Annotated in this window: 1 protein-coding gene; it reads left to right on the forward strand. The window is 74.5% G+C overall.

All coding sequences use genetic code 11. The features are described 5' to 3' along the window. The coding region (locus tag MN205_RS00065; RefSeq protein ID WP_242729562.1) for an LGFP repeat-containing protein at nt 1-204 on the forward strand (204 nt) is incomplete at both ends.

The raw sequence follows: 204 nt of genomic DNA on the forward strand, positions 1-204 counted from the left end.
GACCCGCACCCCGGACGGGCGCGGCGCCTACAACCACTTCCAGAACGGCTCGATCTACTGGTCCCCGGCGACGGGCGCGCACGACGTGCGCGGGGCCATCCACGGCCGCTGGGCGCAGCTCGGCTGGGAGAACTCCCCCCTCGGGTTCCCCACCACCGGCGAGACCCGCACCCCGGACGGGCGCGGCGCCTACAACCACTTCCA

The organism is Kineococcus sp. TRM81007, assembly GCF_022669155.1.
Classification (GTDB): domain Bacteria; phylum Actinomycetota; class Actinomycetes; order Actinomycetales; family Kineococcaceae; genus Kineococcus.